The organism is Mesorhizobium sp. M7A.F.Ca.MR.148.00.0.0, from assembly GCF_003997735.1.
Taxonomy (GTDB): domain Bacteria; phylum Pseudomonadota; class Alphaproteobacteria; order Rhizobiales; family Rhizobiaceae; genus Mesorhizobium.
In genome coordinates, this window is the sequence record NZ_RZTB01000382.1 from 1 (window position 1) to 524 (window position 524).

The 524-nt window shown below is 57.4% G+C and carries 1 protein-coding gene; it reads left to right on the forward strand.

Going from position 1 to position 524, the window contains the following annotated elements; all coding sequences use genetic code 11:
• Positions 1-285: 285 nt before the first annotated feature.
• On the forward strand, positions 286-524 hold a 239-nt coding region (locus EOB49_RS34615; RefSeq protein WP_127383551.1), incomplete at its 3' end, for a hypothetical protein.

A 524-nucleotide genomic window follows, 5' to 3' on the forward strand; every position in this document is an offset into this window, starting at 1 on the left:
CTCGCCAAAGTCCTCCTTGAGGCTTTCAATGTGTCCCTTCATCCACTCGGCCACGTCGGTTTCAAGGATGCTGTAATCTATGCTCCGCATTGTATTGCTCCTGTTGCCGCCTCGCCCCGCTGGGGCGACTGGCCATCCGATAGCGGGCAGGCGCCAGCCTCGTCAAACCAAATAAAGTCAATGCGTTAGTGGAATAGTTCCTCTGCCGGAACCATCCCGCGAGCGGGCCAATCTATTGCCCTCGTTTTCAACTTCCAGCATTCTGCGCCAAACTGGGAGGGATGGATGCGTTCCATGTTCATAGCCACGCTGCTCGGCTTGGCGCTTGTTGGGTGCAACAATACGACGTCGTCAGGGCAGTGGCGTGAGGTTCAGGCCACAACAAAAGACAGCCGTTTCGAGAGGGCCAAGGCAATTTGCAATGGTCGCGCAGGCGAAACGCAGGTGATGGCGGGACGGCTCTGGATTGCCGGAGCGATGGCAGCGAACAACACCTTCAAAGCCTGCATGGCGGAACAGGGGTT